General features: G+C 55.0%; 14 protein-coding genes, 4 tRNA genes and 2 rRNA genes. 16 read left to right on the top strand and 4 right to left on the bottom strand.

The genetic code is table 11. The annotated features are described in order from the left end of the window. The first annotated feature begins 16 nt into the window (after nucleotides 1–16). The 6 genes from SP99_RS21815 (at nucleotide 17) to SP99_RS21790 (ending at nucleotide 3,726) form a co-directional block, all read left to right on the top strand. Nucleotides 17–93 (top strand) — tRNA-Ile (locus SP99_RS21815). 36 nt (nucleotides 94–129) lie between these two features. Beyond that, a tRNA-Ala gene (locus SP99_RS21810) sits at nucleotides 130–205 on the top strand. A gap of 170 nt (nucleotides 206–375) precedes the next feature. Then, a 23S ribosomal RNA gene (locus SP99_RS21805) occupies nucleotides 376–3,278 on the top strand. 69 nt (nucleotides 3,279–3,347) lie between these two features. After that, nucleotides 3,348–3,463: ribosomal RNA gene (gene rrf, locus SP99_RS21800) — 5S ribosomal RNA — on the top strand. 56 nt (nucleotides 3,464–3,519) lie between these two features. Then, nucleotides 3,520–3,596, top strand: a tRNA-Asp gene (locus SP99_RS21795). Between the two features lie 54 nt (nucleotides 3,597–3,650). Further along, nucleotides 3,651–3,726: transfer RNA gene (locus SP99_RS21790), tRNA-Trp, on the top strand. Between the two features lie 98 nt (nucleotides 3,727–3,824). Here the strand turns inward: SP99_RS21790 and hdfR are convergent. Beyond that, a complete protein-coding gene (gene hdfR / locus SP99_RS21785; RefSeq protein ID WP_025757599.1) occupies nucleotides 3,825–4,646 on the bottom strand; it encodes an HTH-type transcriptional regulator HdfR in 822 nt (273 codons plus the stop codon). A 118-nt stretch (nucleotides 4,647–4,764) separates the two neighbouring features. Between hdfR and SP99_RS21780 the strand changes: the two genes are divergently transcribed. Then, nucleotides 4,765–5,103, top strand: a complete 339-nt coding sequence (locus SP99_RS21780; protein WP_025757596.1) for a MaoP family protein — start codon at nucleotides 4,765–4,767, stop codon at nucleotides 5,101–5,103. A 25-nt stretch (nucleotides 5,104–5,128) separates the two neighbouring features. On the opposite strand, the gene SP99_RS21775 is transcribed toward SP99_RS21780, so the two are convergent. Next, a complete protein-coding gene (locus SP99_RS21775; protein WP_047959706.1) occupies nucleotides 5,129–6,649 on the bottom strand; it encodes a YifB family Mg chelatase-like AAA ATPase in 1,521 nt (506 codons plus the stop codon). A 340-nt stretch (nucleotides 6,650–6,989) separates the two neighbouring features. On the opposite strand from SP99_RS21775, the gene ilvL reads away from it, so the two are divergent. The 7 genes from ilvL to ilvA all read left to right on the top strand — a co-directional run bounded on the left by ilvL (nucleotide 6,990) and on the right by ilvA (nucleotide 13,540). Continuing rightward, a complete protein-coding gene (ilvL, locus tag SP99_RS21770) occupies nucleotides 6,990–7,088 on the top strand; it encodes an ilv operon leader peptide (protein ID WP_001311244.1) in 99 nt (32 codons plus the stop codon). Between the two features lie 86 nt (nucleotides 7,089–7,174). Beyond that, complete coding sequence (ilvX, locus tag SP99_RS24805) at nucleotides 7,175–7,225, top strand: peptide IlvX (RefSeq protein WP_102046757.1); 51 nt, start codon at nucleotides 7,175–7,177, stop codon at nucleotides 7,223–7,225. Between the two features lie 2 nt (nucleotides 7,226–7,227). Further along, nucleotides 7,228–8,874 carry an acetolactate synthase 2 catalytic subunit gene (gene ilvG, locus SP99_RS21765; RefSeq protein WP_047959705.1) on the top strand — a complete coding sequence of 549 codons (1,647 nt, stop codon included), beginning with the start codon at nucleotides 7,228–7,230 and terminating at the stop codon, nucleotides 8,872–8,874. Then, complete coding sequence (gene ilvM / locus SP99_RS21760) at nucleotides 8,871–9,134, top strand: acetolactate synthase 2 small subunit (RefSeq protein ID WP_003860184.1); 264 nt, start codon at nucleotides 8,871–8,873, stop codon at nucleotides 9,132–9,134. The genes ilvG and ilvM overlap by 4 nt, the downstream gene beginning before the upstream one ends. An 18-nt stretch (nucleotides 9,135–9,152) precedes the next feature. After that, nucleotides 9,153–10,082 carry a branched-chain-amino-acid transaminase gene (gene ilvE, locus SP99_RS21755; RefSeq protein ID WP_013099287.1) on the top strand — a complete coding sequence of 310 codons (930 nt, stop codon included), beginning with the start codon at nucleotides 9,153–9,155 and terminating at the stop codon, nucleotides 10,080–10,082. A gap of 60 nt (nucleotides 10,083–10,142) precedes the next feature. Next, the gene (ilvD, locus tag SP99_RS21750) at nucleotides 10,143–11,993 is read left to right on the top strand and encodes a dihydroxy-acid dehydratase (protein ID WP_047959704.1); all 1,851 of its coding nucleotides are present in this window, start codon (nucleotides 10,143–10,145) and stop codon (nucleotides 11,991–11,993) included. 2 nt (nucleotides 11,994–11,995) lie between these two features. After that, nucleotides 11,996–13,540 (top strand): threonine ammonia-lyase, biosynthetic, encoded by a 1,545-nt coding sequence (ilvA, locus tag SP99_RS21745; protein ID WP_094919524.1) that lies wholly within the window; start codon nucleotides 11,996–11,998, stop codon nucleotides 13,538–13,540. 45 nt (nucleotides 13,541–13,585) lie between these two features. On the opposite strand, the gene ilvY is transcribed toward ilvA, so the two are convergent. Continuing rightward, nucleotides 13,586–14,476, bottom strand: a complete 891-nt coding sequence (gene ilvY, locus SP99_RS21740) for an HTH-type transcriptional activator IlvY (RefSeq protein ID WP_017382574.1) — start codon at nucleotides 14,474–14,476, stop codon at nucleotides 13,586–13,588. Between the two features lie 154 nt (nucleotides 14,477–14,630). On the opposite strand from ilvY, the gene ilvC reads away from it, so the two are divergent. Continuing rightward, nucleotides 14,631–16,106 carry a ketol-acid reductoisomerase gene (gene ilvC, locus SP99_RS21735; protein ID WP_008501571.1) on the top strand — a complete coding sequence of 492 codons (1,476 nt, stop codon included), beginning with the start codon at nucleotides 14,631–14,633 and terminating at the stop codon, nucleotides 16,104–16,106. Nucleotides 16,107–16,199: 93 nt separating this feature from the next. Here the strand turns inward: ilvC and ppiC are convergent, their stop codons facing one another. Next, on the bottom strand, nucleotides 16,200–16,481 hold the full coding sequence (gene ppiC, locus SP99_RS21730) for a peptidylprolyl isomerase PpiC (protein ID WP_013099282.1): 282 nt from the start codon (nucleotides 16,479–16,481) through the stop codon (nucleotides 16,200–16,202). Between the two features lie 85 nt (nucleotides 16,482–16,566). On the opposite strand from ppiC, the gene rep reads away from it, so the two are divergent. Next, nucleotides 16,567–18,591 carry a DNA helicase Rep gene (rep, locus tag SP99_RS21725; protein WP_025757586.1) on the top strand — a complete coding sequence of 675 codons (2,025 nt, stop codon included), beginning with the start codon at nucleotides 16,567–16,569 and terminating at the stop codon, nucleotides 18,589–18,591. Nucleotides 18,592–18,618 lie beyond the last annotated feature (27 nt).

Below are 18,618 nucleotides of genomic sequence, written 5' to 3'. Positions count from 1 at the left end.
CAGTAAAAACCTCTACAGGCTTGTAGCTCAGGTGGTTAGAGCGCACCCCTGATAAGGGTGAGGTCGGTGGTTCAAGTCCACTCAGGCCTACCAAATTTGCGAAGCAAATTTGAAGAGGTTATCAACGATGGGGCTATAGCTCAGCTGGGAGAGCGCCTGCTTTGCACGCAGGAGGTCTGCGGTTCGATCCCGCATAGCTCCACCATCTTTTACTGCGAACACAAGAAAACTTCAGAGTGAACCTGAAAAGGTGCACTGCGAAGTTTTGCTCTTTAAAAATCTGGATCAAGCTGAAAATTGAAACGACACACAGTTAATGTGTGTTCGAGTCTCTCAAATTTTCGCAATCAGAAGTGAAACATCTTCGGGTTGTGAGGTTAAGCGACTAAGCGTACACGGTGGATGCCCTGGCAGTCAGAGGCGATGAAGGACGTGCTAATCTGCGAAAAGCGCCGGCGAGGTGATATGAACCTTTGACCCGGCGATGTCCGAATGGGGAAACCCAGTGTGATTTGTCACACTATCGTTAACTGAATACATAGGTTAACGAGGCGAACCGGGGGAACTGAAACATCTAAGTACCCCGAGGAAAAGAAATCAACCGAGATTCCCCCAGTAGCGGCGAGCGAACGGGGAGCAGCCCAGAGTCTGAATCAGCTTGTGTGTTAGTGGAACGGTCTGGAAAGTCCGACGGTACAGGGTGATAGTCCCGTACACGAAAACACACAGGTTGTGAACTCGAAGAGTAGGGCGGGACACGTGGTATCCTGTCTGAATATGGGGGGACCATCCTCCAAGGCTAAATACTCCTGACTGACCGATAGTGAACCAGTACCGTGAGGGAAAGGCGAAAAGAACCCCGGCGAGGGGAGTGAAAAAGAACCTGAAACCGTGTACGTACAAGCAGTGGGAGCACCTTCGGGTGTGACTGCGTACCTTTTGTATAATGGGTCAGCGACTTATATTCTGTAGCAAGGTTAACCGTATAGGGGAGCCGAAGGGAAACCGAGTCTTAACTGGGCGTTAAGTTGCAGGGTATAGACCCGAAACCCGGTGATCTAGCCATGGGCAGGTTGAAGGTTGGGTAACACTAACTGGAGGACCGAACCGACTAATGTTGAAAAATTAGCGGATGACTTGTGGCTGGGGGTGAAAGGCCAATCAAACCGGGAGATAGCTGGTTCTCCCCGAAAGCTATTTAGGTAGCGCCTCGTGAACTCATCTTCGGGGGTAGAGCACTGTTTCGGCTAGGGGGCCATCCCGGCTTACCAACCCGATGCAAACTACGAATACCGAAGAATGTTATCACGGGAGACACACGGCGGGTGCTAACGTCCGTCGTGAAGAGGGAAACAACCCAGACCGCCAGCTAAGGTCCCAAAGTCATGGTTAAGTGGGAAACGATGTGGGAAGGCACAGACAGCCAGGATGTTGGCTTAGAAGCAGCCATCATTTAAAGAAAGCGTAATAGCTCACTGGTCGAGTCGGCCTGCGCGGAAGATGTAACGGGGCTAAACCATGCACCGAAGCTGCGGCAGCGACACTATGTGTTGTTGGGTAGGGGAGCGTTCTGTAAGCCGTTGAAGGTGACCTGTGAGGGTTGCTGGAGGTATCAGAAGTGCGAATGCTGACATAAGTAACGATAAAGCGGGTGAAAAGCCCGCTCGCCGGAAGACCAAGGGTTCCTGTCCAACGTTAATCGGGGCAGGGTGAGTCGACCCCTAAGGCGAGGCCGAAAGGCGTAGTCGATGGGAAACAGGTTAATATTCCTGTACTTGGTGTTACTGCGAAGGGGGGACGGAGAAGGCTATGTTAGCCGGGCGACGGTTGTCCCGGTTTAAGCATGTAGGCGGAGGTTCCAGGTAAATCCGGTACCTTTTAACGCTGAGGTGTGATGACGAGGCACTACGGTGCTGAAGTAACAAATGCCCTGCTTCCAGGAAAAGCCTCTAAGCATCAGGTAACATCAAATCGTACCCCAAACCGACACAGGTGGTCAGGTAGAGAATACCAAGGCGCTTGAGAGAACTCGGGTGAAGGAACTAGGCAAAATGGTGCCGTAACTTCGGGAGAAGGCACGCTGATATGTAGGTGAAGCCCCTGCGGGTGGAGCTGAAATCAGTCGAAGATACCAGCTGGCTGCAACTGTTTATTAAAAACACAGCACTGTGCAAACACGAAAGTGGACGTATACGGTGTGACGCCTGCCCGGTGCCGGAAGGTTAATTGATGGGGTTAGCGGTAACGCGAAGCTCTTGATCGAAGCCCCGGTAAACGGCGGCCGTAACTATAACGGTCCTAAGGTAGCGAAATTCCTTGTCGGGTAAGTTCCGACCTGCACGAATGGCGTAATGATGGCCAGGCTGTCTCCACCCGAGACTCAGTGAAATTGAACTCGCTGTGAAGATGCAGTGTACCCGCGGCAAGACGGAAAGACCCCGTGAACCTTTACTATAGCTTGACACTGAACACTGGTCCTTGATGTGTAGGATAGGTGGGAGGCTTTGAAGTGTGGACGCCAGTCTGCATGGAGCCGTCCTTGAAATACCACCCTTTAATGGCTGGTGTTCTAACGTAGACCCGTTACCCGGGTTGCGGACAGTGTCTGGTGGGTAGTTTGACTGGGGCGGTCTCCTCCCAAAGAGTAACGGAGGAGCACGAAGGTTAGCTAATCCTGGTCGGACATCAGGAGGTTAGTGCAATGGCATAAGCTAGCTTGACTGCGAGAGTGACGGCTCGAGCAGGTGCGAAAGCAGGTCATAGTGATCCGGTGGTTCTGAATGGAAGGGCCATCGCTCAACGGATAAAAGGTACTCCGGGGATAACAGGCTGATACCGCCCAAGAGTTCATATCGACGGCGGTGTTTGGCACCTCGATGTCGGCTCATCACATCCTGGGGCTGAAGTAGGTCCCAAGGGTATGGCTGTTCGCCATTTAAAGTGGTACGCGAGCTGGGTTTAGAACGTCGTGAGACAGTTCGGTCCCTATCTGCCGTGGGCGCTGGAGAATTGAGGGGGGCTGCTCCTAGTACGAGAGGACCGGAGTGGACGCATCACTGGTGTTCGGGTTGTCATGCCAATGGCACTGCCCGGTAGCTAAATGCGGAAGAGATAAGTGCTGAAAGCATCTAAGCACGAAACTTGCCCCGAGATGAGTTCTCCCTGAGCCTTTAAGGCTCCTGAAGGAACGTTGAAGACGACGACGTTGATAGGTCGGGTGTGTAAGCGCAGCGATGCGTTGAGCTAACCGATACTAATGAACCGTGAGGCTTAACCTTACAACGCCGAAGATGTTTTGGCGAAGAGACGACACAAGTTTCAGCTTTGATACAGATTAACAGAATTTGCCTGGCGGCTTTAGCGCGGTGGTCCCACCTGACCCCATGCCGAACTCAGAAGTGAAACGCCGTAGCGCCGATGGTAGTGTGGGGTCTCCCCATGTGAGAGTAGGGAACTGCCAGGCATCAAATTAAGTAGTAAGCCGGTGCATTAATCCGGTGGTTACAAGCAGTCTTCGGTGGAGCGGTAGTTCAGTCGGTTAGAATACCTGCCTGTCACGCAGGGGGTCGCGGGTTCGAGTCCCGTCCGTTCCGCCACTTATTAAGACATTAAGCCTGCCATTACTGGCAGGCTTAATGGCGAAAAACTTTAGGGGCGTAGCTCAGTTGGTAGAGCACCGGTCTCCAAAACCGGGTGTCGCGAGTTCGAGTCTCTCCGCCCCTGCCATATATAATCCTTTGCTTCGGCAAAGGATTTTTTTTTGCCTGAAATTCTCTACAGCACCGCTTCTTCATTTTCAGCCAGCCTCCCTGCTGGCTGGTATCTCAATCCATGACGTTGATTTTTAATAGATCTTTTATCTGCGATTGCTTATCACTATTTTGCAGCCAAATGGCATACAGCGGCCTGGTAAGCGTGGTGGAATCCACCACGGTATGCAGCCCGGCTTTAGTGTCTGCCCAGCGAACCGGTAACCACGTACACCCTTTTAACAAGGGCAGTTGCTGGCAGGCGATCTCTGCAGAGCTGGTTGTTAACTGTGGAACATCATCAGGTGCAATCAATCCCGCCTCATGCTGCTGAAAATCTGGTCCCCATTCCAGCCGCAAATAGGTCAGGTCTGCCTTCATCATCGAAGGTTCAGAGGCATAAAGCGCCAGACCAAACTGGCCAACAATCTGGCTGCTAAATTCATCCATCTTGGGGGCTTCGGTCGTGATCAAAAGATCAAGCTGACGCTCATGAAGTTGCTTAACCAGCGACTGCCGTTGCGCAATCCTGGCTTCGAATTGCAAATGACCATGAGAATGATACAGCCGGGTAAGCCACTGACTTAACATACATTCCCACAGAGAAGCGCTGGCCCCAATCGAGAACTCATTGTGCCTCGAAGTATGGGCAACCTCTTTGCGCGCTGCCTGCCAGGTATTCATCAGCGTTTCTGCGTACGGGAGCAGTTTTTCACCCGCAGGTGTCAAACGGATGTTGTTGCGATGGCGGGTAAAAAGATTCACACCGAGTTGATTTTCCAGCTGTCGAATACGAAAACTGACTGCTGACTGCGTCAGATAAAGGGCTTCAGCTGCTCGCCCAAAGTGGCGTGTTCTGCTCACTTCAAGGAAAGTTTTTAGCAATTCCGTATCCACATCTTTCTCCGCAAAATTATTTGTCGTTATGATTTAAATGTTTTGTTTTACACTCTGTCAAGCGTAACTAATACTCCGCGCCATAAATAGCTCGGCCAAAGAATTAGGAGCGTGTAGGATGGCGGAAAGCTTTACGACGACTAATCGTTTTTTCGACAATAAAAATTATCCACGCGGGTTCTCTCGTCACGGCGACTTCACCATCAAAGAGGCGCAGCTGCTTGAGCGTCATGGTTATGCCTTCAACGAGCTGGATCTGGGTAAACGTGAGCCTGCAACGGAAGATGAAAAGCAGTTTGTCTCCGTGTGCCGTGGTGAGCGTGAACCACAATCTGAAGCGGAACGTGTATGGATCAAGTACATGGCGCGCATTAAGCGTCCAAAGCGTTTCCATACCCTTTCTGGCGGTAAGCCGCAGATGGAAGGTGCTGAAGATTACACCGAGTCTGATGACTAAGAAAAAAGGGGCTGCGGCCCCTTTTTTACGCCAGTAACTTTTGCAGGTGCAAAAGTAAACGGTCGATTGCCCGATAGCTCAACGCTTCCTGCAGATGCTGTCTCTCAATTGCATGACTGCTTTCCACATCGGCGATAGTACGAGCCACTTTTAAAAGACGCTGCCATGCACGAATAGAGAGCCCGAAGCGCGTCAACGTTTCCTCCAGCCACGTCGCATCCTCAGCCTTTAGCTGGCAAAACTGTCGGATCTCAGCATTATCCAGACGGGCATTCAGTTTATTTTGCCGCCTGTACTGCCGGGCCTGAGCGGCAATAACCCGATCGCGAACCGTTACTGAACACTCTCCTCTGACACTGCTCTGGCTGAGCAGGCCGGGAGGAGGCAAAGGGATCTCCAGGGATAAATCGAAACGATCCAGGAAAGGGCCTGATAACTTTCCCAGATATCGCAGTGTTTGTTCAGGCGTACAGCGGTTGTGATTCCCCTGATAATGACCTGACGGGCTGGGGTTCATTGCCGCAACCAGCTGGAACTGTGCCGGATAGCTTATTTTGGCTCGGGTACGTGAGATATGTATCTCTCCGGATTCAATCGGCTCCCTTAGGGCATCCAGCACGCGCCGCTCAAACTCAGGTAGTTCATCAAGAAACAGGATGCCGTTATGTGCCAGTGAAATCTCTCCCGGCCCCGGAATGGAACCTCCTCCGACCATGGCCGTCAGGGACGCGCTGTGGTGCGGAGAGCGGAAAGGGCGACGTCGCCACTGTTTTTGCAACGACACTGAACTCACCAGGCTCACTATCGCAGCGCTTTCGAGTGCTTCATGGTTATTGAGTGGTGGAAGTAAACCATTCAACCGGCTCGCCAGCATCGTTTTTCCGGTACCCGGCGGGCCAATCAGCAACAGGTTATGCCCGCCGGCAGCGGTGATCTCCAGCGCTCGCTTTCCCTGCTCCTGACCGATAATATCGCTGAGATCGTCGGTGCTTTCAGGCGGTATATCTTCCGTTTCTTCGGGCTCTGACAACTTATGCCGCCCTTCAAGATGGGCGCAGACCTCCTGCAAATGCCCGGCAATAAGGCACCCTTTTTCGGCTATCAGGCTCACTTCCGCACTGTTTTCATTGGCAAGAATGATTTCCCGACCGGCACGTATAGCTTCCAGCGCACCAGAGATAGCGCCAGGAACGCCTCTCAGCGCGCCTGTAAGCGCCAGTTCACCGATGAACTCGTACGAGCCTAGCCTGGACGTATTAAGCTGTTCAGAAGCGGCGAGAAGCGCAATAGCGATAGGTAAATCATATCTCCCGCCCTCTTTAGGCAGATCCGCTGGTGCCAGGTTGATGGTGATCTTTTTCGCCGGGAAGGTATAACCGCTATTGATAATGGCGCTGCGTACCCGATCTCTGGCTTCTTTCACCGTTGTCTCTGGCAAGCCGACAAGCGTTAAGCCGGGCAGTCCATTACTCAGATGAACCTCCACAGAAATAAGCGGTGCTTTTACTCCAATAGCCGCACGCGTATAAACAACTGACAGTGACATAAGCACCTCCTCGGGCGCTGACTATGCCACTGTCTCTTTCATACCTTGAGTGCTGTTTTTGTGTTTTACGGCATTACTTCCAGACTTTTAGCAGCAATTTGCAATCATTTCTTGTGAGTGGAAGCCACATCGCAGAAAAAAACGTGCCCGTTATGATGACCTGGCGGCGGCGAAAAAAATGAAAAATATTCACCATCTGTTTTTCTCATATAAAACAATGCTTTTCAAAGATATGGTTCGCGAGCTAATCAAAATGGTCATAAATAAATCTTGTGTTTGGTTTAAAAACTGTGATAACTCTTTAGGTATTCCTTCGAACAAGATGCAAAAAGAACTGAAAATGACAGCCCTTCTACGAGTGATTAGCCTGGTCGTGATTAGCGTGGTGGTGATTATTATCCCACCGTGCGGGGCTGCACTTGGACGAGGAAAGGCTTAGAAATCAAGCCTTAACGAACTAAGACCCCCGCACCGAAAGGTCCGGGGGTTTTTTTATGACTAAAAAACGCAAATGAGGAGCAGAGAATGACAAATAGCACAAAATTCTGTTTCTCCCGATTTATGACGGGGAACTAACTATGAATGGGGCACAGTGGGTAGTACATGCGTTGCGCGCGCAGGGAGTCGAAACAGTATTCGGTTATCCGGGTGGCGCAATTATGCCGATTTACGATGCACTGTATGACGGCGGCGTGGAGCACCTGTTGTGCCGACACGAGCAGGGCGCGGCTATGGCGGCGATCGGTTATGCGCGCGCCACCGGCAAAACCGGCGTCTGCATGGCGACCTCGGGTCCCGGTGCAACTAACCTGATCACCGGTCTGGCTGATGCGCTGCTCGATTCCGTTCCGGTCGTCGCCATCACCGGACAAGTTGCATCTCCGTTCATTGGTACCGATGCTTTCCAGGAAGTGGACGTTCTCGGCTTATCCCTGGCCTGCACCAAACACAGCTTCCTCGTCCAGTCTCTGGAAGAGCTGCCGCGGGTGATGGCAGAAGCGTTCGAGGTAGCAAGCTCCGGCCGTCCTGGTCCGGTTCTGGTTGATATCCCGAAAGATATCCAGGTGGCGATCGGCGAGCTCGAACCGCACTTCTCCACTGTTGAGAGCGACAATGCGTTTCCGCATGCGGAAATGGAAGAGGCGCGGCAGATGTTGGCCCAGGCGAAACAGCCAATGCTGTACGTCGGTGGTGGCGTGGGCATGGCGCAGGCAGTTCCTGCCCTGCGTGAATTTATCGCGGTGACGCAAATGCCTGCTACCTGCACGCTGAAAGGACTGGGTGCGGTAGATGCGGATTATCCCTGTTATCTGGGCATGCTGGGGATGCACGGTACCAAAGCGGCAAATCTGGCCGTTCAGGAGTGTGACTTGCTCATCGCCGTGGGAGCCCGTTTTGACGATCGCGTCACCGGTAAGCTGAATACCTTCGCGCCGAATGCCAAAGTGATCCATATGGATATCGATCCTGCGGAGATGAACAAATTGCGTCAGGCACATGTTGCCTTGCAGGGCGATCTCAATGCGATGTTACCGGCATTACAGCAGCCACTGGATATCAATGCGTGGCGAAAGCACACCTCAGACCTGCGTGCTGAACACGCCTGGCGTTACGATCATCCTGGCGACGCTATCTACGCGCCGCTGCTGTTGAAGCAGTTGTCCGATCGGAAACCCGCAGACAGCGTGGTGACGACGGATGTGGGTCAACACCAGATGTGGTCCGCCCAGCACATGACCTATACCCGCCCGGAAAATTTCATCACCTCCAGCGGGTTAGGCACGATGGGCTTCGGCTTGCCTGCTGCCGTGGGTGCGCAGGTTGCCCGCCCGAACGATACGGTAATCTGTATCTCCGGTGACGGCTCCTTCATGATGAACGTTCAGGAGCTGGGCACCGTGAAGCGCAAGCAGTTGCCGCTGAAGATCGTGTTGCTCGATAACCAGCGTTTAGGGATGGTTCGTCAGTGGCAACAACTCTTTTTCCAGGAGCGTTACAGCGAAACCACCCTGACTGATAATCCCGATTTCCTCACCCTGGCCAGCGCCTTTGGCATTCCTGGCCAGCACATCACCCGTAAAGACCAGGTTGAAGCGGCACTCGACACCATGCTGTCAAGCGAAGGGCCTTACCTGCTTCATGTCTCAATCGACGAGCTTGAGAATGTCTGGCCGTTGGTACCGCCAGGTGCCAGTAACTCACAAATGCTGGAGAAATTATCATGATGCAACATCAGGTCGCCGTGCAGGCTCGCTTCAATCCGGAGACATTAGAGCGCGTTTTGCGCGTGGTCCGTCATCGTGGCTTTCAGATTTGCTCTATGAATATGGAGACGGCCACTGACGCCCAAAACATCAGTATCGAATTAACCGTTGCCAGCCCGCGCCCGGTCGACTTACTGTTTAGTCAGTTATCAAAGCTGGTAGACGTTGCCCATGTTGCCATCTGCCAGAGCACAACCACATCACAACAAATCCGCGCTTAAGCGTGACAGGAAGAGAAAATGACGACAAAAAAAGCTGATTACATTTGGTTCAATGGTGAGATGGTTCGCTGGGAGGACGCGAAAGTCCACGTGATGTCCCACGCGCTGCACTACGGTACTTCTGTCTTTGAAGGGATCCGTTGCTACGACTCTCACAAAGGGCCAGTGGTGTTCCGTCATCGTGAACATATGCAGCGTCTGCATGACTCAGCCAAAATTTATCGTTTCCCGGTTTCTCAGAGCGTTGATGAGCTGATGGAAGCCTGCCGCGAGGTCATCCGTAAAAACAATCTCACCAGCGCCTATATTCGTCCGCTGGTTTTCGTGGGTGACGTAGGGATGGGCGTTAACCCGCCAGCCGGATATACCACGGATGTGATCATTGCTGCGTTCCCGTGGGGTGCCTACCTGGGTGCAGAAGCGCTGGAGCAGGGGATCGACGCAATGGTCTCTTCCTGGAATCGTGTGGCACCCAATACGATCCCGACCGCCGCTAAAGCGGGCGGTAACTACCTCTCTTCCCTGCTGGTCGGTAGCGAAGCGCGCCGTCACGGATATCAGGAAGGTATCGCGCTCGATGTGAACGGCTACATCTCCGAAGGCGCCGGTGAAAACCTGTTTGAAGTGAAAGATGGCATCCTGTTCACACCGCCGTTCACCTCGTCCGCGCTGCCGGGCATCACCCGTGACGCCATCATCAAGCTGGCGAAAGATCTGGGTATCGAAGTGCGTGAGCAGGTCCTGTCCCGCGAATCCTTGTACCTGGCGGATGAAGTGTTTATGTCCGGTACCGCGGCTGAAATCACGCCGGTTCGCAGCGTAGACGGTATTCAGGTAGGCGCAGGCCGCTGTGGTCCGGTCACCAAACGCATTCAACAAGCCTTCTTCGGCCTCTTTACCGGCGAAACAGAAGACAAATACGGCTGGTTGGATCAGGTTAATCAATAAGCATAAATATGGGACGGCACGCACCGTCCCTTTGACTCGTCAGACGGGAGTAAATAAAGCATGCCTAAGTATCGTTCCGCCACCACCACCCATGGCCGTAACATGGCCGGTGCCCGCGCGCTGTGGCGCGCCACCGGGATGACCGACGCTGATTTCGGTAAGCCGATTATCGCCGTGGTGAACTCCTTTACCCAGTTTGTACCGGGTCACGTGCACCTGCGCGATCTCGGTAAGCTGGTTGCCGAGCAAATTGAAGCTGCTGGCGGGGTGGCGAAAGAGTTCAACACCATTGCGGTGGATGACGGTATCGCGATGGGGCACGGGGGCATGCTCTATTCACTGCCGTCGCGCGAGCTGATCGCCGACTCGGTGGAGTACATGGTTAACGCCCACTGCGCTGATGCCATGGTCTGTATCTCCAACTGCGATAAAATCACCCCGGGGATGCTGATGGCCTCCCTGCGCCTGAACATTCCGGTGATCTTCGTCTCCGGCGGTCCAATGGAAGCGGGTAAAACCAAGCTTTCCGACAAAATCATCAAGCTCGACCTGGTGGATGCGATGATTCAGGGCGCGGACCCGAAAGTCTCTGACGAGCAGAGTAATCAGGTGGAGCGCTCCGCGTGCCCAACCTGCGGCTCCTGTTCCGGGATGTTCACCGCCAACTCTATGAACTGTCTGACTGAAGCGCTGGGCCTGTCTCAGCCGGGCAACGGCTCGCTGCTGGCGACCCACGCCGATCGTAAACAGCTGTTCCTTAACGCCGGTAAGCGCATCGTTGAGCTGACCAAACGTTACTACGAGCAGGACGATGCCAGCGCGCTGCCGCGCAACATCGCCAGCAAGGCCGCGTTTGAAAACGCCATGACGCTGGATATCGCCATGGGCGGTTCCACCAATACCGTTCTGCACCTGCTGGCCGCCGCGCAGGAAGCCGAAATCGACTTCACCATGAGCGATATCGATAAGCTCTCCCGCAAAGTGCCACAGCTGTGTAAGGTCGCGCCAAGCACCCAGAAATACCACATGGAAGACGTCCACCGCGCGGGTGGCGTCATCGGTATTCTCGGCGAGCTGGATCGCGCCGGGCTGCTGAACCGCGACGTTCAGAACGTGCTTGGCCTGACGCTGCCGCAGACGCTGGATAAATACGACGTGATGCTGACCAAAGACGACGCGGTGAAAAAGATGTTCCGCGCCGGCCCGGCCGGTATTCGCACCACGCAGGCCTTCTCCCAGGATTGCCGCTGGGACACGCTGGACGATGACCGCGCAGAAGGGTGCATCCGCTCTCTTGAACATGCCTACAGCAAAGACGGCGGGCTGGCAGTGCTGTACGGTAACTTCGCTGAAAATGGCTGTATCGTCAAAACCGCTGGCGTAGATGACAGCATCCTCAAGTTTACCGGCCCGGCAAAAGTCTACGAAAGCCAGGATGAGGCGGTAGATGCCATCCTGGGCGGTAAAGTGGTGGAGGGCGACGTGGTTGTCATCCGCTACGAAGGGCCAAAAGGCGGGCCGGGCATGCAGGAGATGCTCTACCCAACCACTTTCCTGAAATCCATGGGCCTCGGTAAAGCCTGCGCGCTGATCACCGACGGACGTTTCTCGGGCGGTACTTCAGGCCTCTCCATCGGCCACGTCTCTCCGGAAGCGGCAAGCGGCGGCAACATCGCCATCATCGAAGATGGTGACCTGATCGAAATCGACATTCCGAATCGCGGGATCCAGCTCAAGCTGAGCGATCAGGAAATTGCGGCGCGTCGTGAAGCACAGGAAGCGCGCGGTGATAAAGCCTGGGCGCCAAAAGACCGCCAGCGTGAAGTCTCCTTTGCCCTGCGCGCTTACGCGAGCCTGGCGACCAGTGCAGACAAAGGCGCGGTACGCGATAAATCGAAACTTGGGGGCTAATGATGGCCGAGTCACAACCCTTATCCGCCGCCCCTGAGGGGGCGGAATATCTCCGGGCGGTGCTGCGCGCGCCGGTCTATGAAGCGGTACAGGTCACTCCGCTGCAGAAAATGGAAAAACTCTCCTCGCGCCTCGACAACGTCATTCTGGTCAAGCGCGAAGACCGTCAGCCGGTGCACAGCTTTAAGCTGCGCGGGGCCTACGCGATGATGGCCGGGCTGACCGATGAGCAAAAAGCGCGCGGCGTGATTACGGCGTCTGCCGGTAACCATGCGCAGGGTGTGGCGTTCTCGTCTGCCCGTTTAGGGTTGAAAGCGTTAATCGTGATGCCGGTGGCTACTGCGGATATCAAAGTCGACGCGGTACGAGGCTTCGGCGGTGAAGTGCTGCTCCATGGGGCAAACTTTGATGAAGCGAAAGCCAAAGCGATCGAGCTGGCGCAACAGCAGGGATTCACCTGGGTGCCGCCGTTCGACCACCCGATGGTGATTGCCGGCCAGGGCACGCTGGCGCTGGAGCTGCTGCAGCAGGATGCCCATCTCGACCGCGTTTTCGTTCCGGTGGGCGGTGGTGGATTAGCGGCGGGCGTGGCGGTGCTGATCAAACAGCTGATGCCGCAGATCAAAGTCATTGCCGTGGAAGCCGAAGATTCTGCCTGCCTGAAAGCGGCGCTGGATGCCGGGCATCCGGTAGATCTGCCCCGCGTCGGGCTGTTTGCCGAAGGTGTGGCGGTGAAGCGCATTGGCGACGAAACCTTCCGCCTGTGCCGGGAGTATCTTGATGACATCGTCACCGTTGACAGTGATGCAATCTGTGCAGCGATGAAAGATCTGTTTGAGGATGTGCGTGCGGTGGCAGAACCGTCCGGCGCGCTGGCGCTGGCGGGAATGAAAAAATACATCGCCCAGCACAATATTCGCGGCGAGCGCCTGGCGCACGTACTCTCGGGGGCTAACGTCAATTTCCACGGCCTGCGCTACGTTTCCGAGCGCTGCGAGCTGGGTGAACAGCGTGAAGCGCTGCTGGCGGTCACCATTCCGGAAGAGAAGGGCAGTTTCCTCAAGTTCTGCCAGCTGCTGGGTGGCCGTTCGGTGACGGAGTTCAACTACCGTTTTGCCGATGCGAAAGACGCCTGCATTTTTGTCGGCGTGCGTTTAAGCCGCGGTCTGGAAGAGCGCAAAGAGATCCTCAACCTGTTGCATGAAGGTGGCTACAGCGTGGTGGATCTCTCCGACGACGAAATGGCGAAGCTGCACGTGCGCTATATGGTCGGCGGACGTCCGTCGAAGCCACTCCAGGAACGTCTTTACAGCTTCGAATTCCCGGAATCACCGGGTGCGCTGCTGAAGTTCCTGCATACGCTGGGCACGCACTGGAACATCTCCCTGTTCCACTACCGCAGCCACGGCACTGATTACGGCCGCGTGCTGGCGGCGTTTGAACTCGCCGAGCACGAGCCTGATTTCGAAACGCGCCTGAACGAGCTGGGCTACGAGTGCCACGATGAGACCCATAACCCGGCGTTCAGGTTCTTCCTCGCGGGCTAACGGTTCGGCTGCGCGTAGGCCGGGTAAGCGTAGCGCCACCCGGCTTCAGTGGTTCGGCAGTATCTTCCAGAACGCATCAATAAGCGGCTCATGCAGCCGCTTTTTTTGTGCACATACGCCAAGCTCAAACGGCGTCTTCTCATCGCTGCGTTCTAAAATCATCACGCGATTACGTACCGGCTCCGGGCTATTTTCCAGCACCACCTCCGGCAGCAGCGCCACGCCGCAGCCGAGTGCCACCATTGACACCATCGCCTCATGACCACCGACCGTGGCGTAAATCGATGGATTGCTGATTTTTTGCCGACGGAACCACAGCTCGATGCGGCGACGTACCGGCCCCTGATCGGCCATGATAAACGGTACCGTTGACCAGTCCGGCTTTTCCACTGACACCTGATTACGCACCGGGCAGGGCAGCGCCGGAGCGATCAGTACCACCGCCAGATTTTCCAGCATCGAAAACGCCACCGCGCCGGGCAGGGTTTCCGGTTTCCCGGCAATCGCCAGATCCGCTTCGCCGGTGACCACTTTTTCCATCGCGTCGGCGGCGTCGCCGGTGGTGAGTTTAATTTCAACCGAGGGGTGTTCCGCGCGGAAACGGTCAAGGATAGGCGGCAGATGGCTGTAGGCGGCGGTCACGGAGCAGAAAATATGCAGCTCACCGGAGAGCGACGGCCCTTGCTGATCGATGGTGTGCCGCAGCTGCTGATACTGCAACAAGGTTTGCTGGGCAAAAATGCGCAGCTCTTCTCCTGCTTCCGTGAGCGTGACGGTACGATTATCGCGCACAAACAGCGGCTGGCCGAGGTCTTCTTCAAGACGCTGGATCTGGCGTGAAAGCGTGGAGGGACTGACGTGCATCGCCCGGGCGCTGCGGCCAAAATGGCGGCTTTCCGCCAGATGCAGGAACATTTTCAGATCGCGTAAATCCACGGATTCCACTCCCCCGTTTTACATTGCAGATATTGCAACATGACGTTGTGAATATATCAATTTCCGCAATAAAATTCCTGTCATATAGTAAGTTCATTCTCGCATAAGCGAACCGAACAATAAGCACGACAACACAACATCACGAGGTATCACCATGGCTAACTACTTCAACACACTGAATCTGCGCCAGCAGCTGGCGCAGCTGGGCAAATGCCGCTTTATGGCGCGCGACGAATTTGCCGATGGCGCGAGCTATCTTCAGGGGAAAAAAGTGGTCATCGTCGGCTGTGGCGCACAGGGTCTGAACCAGGGCCTGAACATGCGTGACTCCGGTCTGGATATCTCTTACGCCCTGCGCAAAGAAGCCATTGCTGAGAAGCGTGCTTCATGGCGTAAAGCGACCGAAAACGGTTTTAAAGTAGGTACCTACGAAGAGCTGATCCCGCAGGCGGACCTGGTGGTTAACCTGACGCCAGACAAACAGCACTCTGACGTTGTGCGCTCCGTGCAGCCGCTGATGAAAGACGGCGCGGCGCTGGGTTACTCTCACGGCTTCAACATCGTTGAAGTGGGCGAGCAAATCCGTAAAGACATCACCGTCGTGATGGTTGCACCGAAATGCCCGGGTACAGAAGTGCGTGAAGAGTACAAGCGTGGTTTCGGCGTGCCGACCCTCATCGCGGTTCACCCGGAAAACGATCCGAAAGGCGAAGGGATGGCGATCGCTAAAGCATGGGCAGCGGCGACCGGCGGCCACCGTGCGGGCGTTCTGGAATCGTCCTTCGTGGCTGAAGTGAAATCTGACCTGATGGGCGAGCAGACCATTCTGTGCGGCATGCTGCAGGCGGGCTCCCTGCTGTGCTTCGACAAGCTGGTGGAAGAGGGTACCGACCCGGCATACGCAGAAAAACTGATTCAGTTCGGCTGGGAAACCATCACCGAAGCGCTGAAACAGGGCGGTATCACCCTGATGATGGACCGTCTGTCCAACCCGGCGAAACTGCGTGCATACGCGCTGTCTGAGCAGCTGAAAACCATCATGGCTCCGCTGTTCCAGAAACATATGGACGACATTATCTCCGGCGAGTTCTCTTCCGGTATGATGGCGGACTGGGCGAACGACGATAAGAAACTGCTGACCTGGCGTGAAGAGACCGGTAAAACCGCGTTCGAAACCGCGCCACAGTATGAAGGTAAAATCGGCGAGCAGGAGTACTTCGATAAAGGCGTACTGATGATCGCGATGGTGAAAGCAGGCGTTGAGCTGGCGTTCGAAACCATGGTGGATTCCGGCATCATCGAAGAGTCTGCATACTACGAATCACTGCACGAGCTGCCGCTGATCGCGAATACTATCGCCCGTAAGCGTCTGTACGAAATGAACGTGGTTATCTCGGATACCGCAGAATACGGTAACTATCTGTTCTCTTATGCCTGTGTACCGCTGCTGAAAGAGTTCATGACCACTCTGCAGCCGGGCGATCTGGGCAAGGCGATTGCGGAAGGTGCCGTGGACAACGCACAGCTGCGTGATGTAAACGAAGCCATTCGCAGCCACCAGATCGAGAAAGTAGGTCACAAACTGCGTGGCTACATGACCGACATGAAGCGTATCGCGGTAGCGGGTTAACAACAGGTGCGGGCTGATGCCCTCACCCTGGCCCTCTCCCACAGGGAGAGGGTGCAAACATTAAAGGCCTTCTCTAAGAGAAGGCCTTGCTGTTTATTTCCGATACAGCACTTTAATCACGTGGTAGCCGAACTGCGTGTGCAGCGGTCCGGTTGGCTCCAGCACCGGGCAGGAGAAGACCACTTTATCAAACGCCGGAACCATCTGGCCCTGGCGGAATTCACCTAAATCACCACCGCGTTTGCCTGATGGACAAATGGAGTGTTTCTTCGCCAGCTTGCCGAAATCGGCGCCGTTTTTAAGCTGCTCCAGAAGATCCAGAGCCAGTTTCTCTTCTTTAACAAGAATATGCAGTGCTGCTGCTGTTTTTGCCATGATCGTGCCTTGAGTGGTATGGATTAGGCTCGCTATACTACCACGCTGTTATTCTCCCCTCCTGACTTTCATTGAGTGATCATTTATGCGTTTAAACCCCGGACAACAACAAGCCGTCGAATTTGTCACCGGACCGTGTCTGGTGCTGGCGGGGGCTGGCTCCGGTAAAACCCGCGTGATCACCAATAAAATTGCCCACCTGATCCGCGGCTGCGGCTATCAGGCCCGGCACATTGCGGCGGTAACCTTTACCAATAAAGCGGCACGTGAAATGAAAGAGCGTGTCGGCCAGACCCTGGGGCGTAAAGAGGCGCGCGGCCTGATGATCTCCACCTTCCACACGCTGGGGCTGGATATCATCAAACGCGAATATGCGGCGCTGGGAATGAAGGCCAACTTCTCGCTTTTCGATGACACCGATCAGGTGGCGTTGCTCAAAGAGCTCACCGAGGGGCTGATCGAAGATGACAAAGTGCTGTTGCAACAGCTGATCTCGACGATCTCCAACTGGAAAAACGATCTGATGACTCCCGCACAGGCGGCGGCGAGTGCCAAAGGCGAACGGGATCGGATCTTCGCCCATTGCTACGGCCTGTACGATGCGCACATGAAAGCGTGCAACGTGCTGGATTTTGACGACCTGATCCTGCTGCCAACGCTGCTGCTGCAGCGTAATGAAGAGGTGCGCGAGCGCTGGCAAAACAAGATCCGCTACCTGCTGGTGGATGAATATCAGGATACCAACACCAGCCAGTATGAGCTGGTGAAGCTGCTGGTGGGACAGCGTGCGCGTTTCACCGTGGTAGGCGATGACGACCAGTCTATTTACTCCTGGCGCGGTGCGCGTCCACAAAACCTGGTGCTGCTGAGTAAAGATTTTCCGGCGCTGCAGGTGATTAAGCTCGAGCAGAACTACCGCTCCTCGGGGCGTATCCTGAAAGCGGCCAATATTCTGATTGCCAATAACCCGCACGTGTTTGAGAAGCGCCTGTTCTCTGAACTCGGCTATGGCACCGAGCTGAAAGTGCTCAGTGCCAACAATGAAGAGCACGAAGCGGAGCGCGTCACGGGTGAACTGATTGCTCACCACTTCGTCAATAAAACCGACTACAAGGATTACGCGATCCTCTATCGTGGTAACCATCAGTCGCGCGTCTTTGAAAAGATGCTGATGCAGAACCGCATCCCGTACAAAATTTCGGGCGGCACCTCGTTCTTCTCGCGGCCGGAAATCAAAGATCTGCTGGCTTACCTGCGCGTGCTCACCAACCCGGATGATGACAGCGCGTTTCTGCGTATTGTGAATACCCCGAAACGTGAGATTGGTCCGGCGACGCTGCAAAAGCTGGGCGAATGGGCGATGACGCGCAACAAAAGCCTGTTCACGGCCAGCTTCGACCTGGGGCTGAGCCAGACGTTAACCGGTCGGGGTTATGATTCGTTAACCCGCTTTACCCACTGGCTGGGTGAAGTGCAGCGTCTGGCGGAGCGTGAACCGGTGGCCGCTGTCCGCGACCTGATTCACGGCATCGACTACGAGTCCTGGCTGTATGAAACGTCTGCCAGCCCGAAGGCGGCAGAGATGCGTATGAAAAACGTTAACCAGCTGTTCAGCTGGATGACGGAAATGCTGGAAGGCTCCGAAATCGACGAGCCAATGACCCTGACGCAGGTGGTCACCCGCTTTACCCTGCGCGATATGATGGAGCGCGGTGAGAGCGAAGAAGAGGCCGATCAGGTTCAGCTGATGACGCTCCATGCGTCAAAAGGGCTGGAGTTCCCGTATGTCTATCTGGTTGGCATGGAAGAGGGCTTATTGCCGCACCAGAGCAGTATCGATGAAGACAACGTCGACGAGGAGCGCCGTCTGGCCTATGTGGGGATCACCCGCGCGCAGAAAGAGCTGACGTTCACCCTGTGTAAAGAGCGTCGTCAATACGGCGAGCTGGTGCGCCCGGAGCCGAGCCGGTTCCTGCTGGAACTGCCGCAGGATGACCTGATCTGGGAACAGGAGCGCAAAGTGATTACCGCAGAAGAGCGTATGCACAAGGGGCAGGCTAACGTGGCGAACATTCGCGCCATGCTGGCAAAAGCGAAAGAGAAAGGATAATTATTTGTAGGCCGGGTAAGGCGAAGC

Source organism: Enterobacter sp. BIDMC92 (genome assembly GCF_001030225.1).
Lineage (GTDB): Bacteria > Pseudomonadota > Gammaproteobacteria > Enterobacterales > Enterobacteriaceae > Enterobacter > Enterobacter sichuanensis.
Note: the sequence above shows the minus strand (reverse complement) of the source record. Positions and strands in the feature narration are given on the sequence as shown.

What these genes read in the sequence shown, in the direction of transcription:
- ppiC (WP_013099282.1), bottom strand. Translation starts at nt 16,481, where the DNA reads ATGGCAAAAACAGCAGCAGCACTGCATATTCTTGTTAAAGAAGAGAAA.
- SP99_RS21775 (WP_047959706.1), bottom strand. Translation starts at nt 6,649, where the DNA reads ATGTCACTGTCAGTTGTTTATACGCGTGCGGCTATTGGAGTAAAAGCA.
- ilvD (WP_047959704.1), top strand. Translation starts at nt 10,143, where the DNA reads ATGCCTAAGTATCGTTCCGCCACCACCACCCATGGCCGTAACATGGCC.
- ilvA (WP_094919524.1), top strand. Translation starts at nt 11,996, where the DNA reads ATGGCCGAGTCACAACCCTTATCCGCCGCCCCTGAGGGGGCGGAATAT.
- SP99_RS21780 (WP_025757596.1), top strand. Translation starts at nt 4,765, where the DNA reads ATGGCGGAAAGCTTTACGACGACTAATCGTTTTTTCGACAATAAAAAT.
- ilvL (WP_001311244.1), top strand. Translation starts at nt 6,990, where the DNA reads ATGACAGCCCTTCTACGAGTGATTAGCCTGGTCGTGATTAGCGTGGTG.
- rep (WP_025757586.1), top strand. Translation starts at nt 16,567, where the DNA reads ATGCGTTTAAACCCCGGACAACAACAAGCCGTCGAATTTGTCACCGGA.
- ilvM (WP_003860184.1), top strand. Translation starts at nt 8,871, where the DNA reads ATGATGCAACATCAGGTCGCCGTGCAGGCTCGCTTCAATCCGGAGACA.
- ilvC (WP_008501571.1), top strand. Translation starts at nt 14,631, where the DNA reads ATGGCTAACTACTTCAACACACTGAATCTGCGCCAGCAGCTGGCGCAG.
- ilvG (WP_047959705.1), top strand. Translation starts at nt 7,228, where the DNA reads ATGAATGGGGCACAGTGGGTAGTACATGCGTTGCGCGCGCAGGGAGTC.
- ilvE (WP_013099287.1), top strand. Translation starts at nt 9,153, where the DNA reads ATGACGACAAAAAAAGCTGATTACATTTGGTTCAATGGTGAGATGGTT.